The sequence below is a fragment of the Peribacillus sp. SIMBA_075 genome (assembly GCF_046534585.1).
The window spans coordinates 1-262 of record NZ_JAWRYN010000878.1; the positions used below are offsets into that span (position 1 = coordinate 1).

The 262-nt window shown below is 31.7% G+C and carries 1 protein-coding gene; it reads left to right on the forward strand.

The features are described 5' to 3' along the window. Positions 1-54: 54 nt before the first annotated feature. The coding region (locus SB775_RS30760; RefSeq protein WP_410865054.1) for a YitT family protein at positions 55-262 on the forward strand (208 nt) is incomplete at its 3' end.

The window sequence follows — 262 nt, forward strand, 5'->3', positions numbered from 1 at the left end:
GTAGTTAGTTCACAACACCAAAAGGACTACTAACTACTGAAAAAAGGAATAACGATGAGGAACATCCAAAGTCGACAAATTATTAAAGAAGTTTTTATGGTTGTAATCGGGTCATTTATATTAGCAGCAGCGCTATATCACATTCACTTCCAAAACCACTTAACAGAAGGTCGATTTGTAGGAATTGCACTATTTATCCAAAATTTTTATGATATTTCACCATCTATTTCAACTGTAATTATGGATATCCCAATTATTTTAT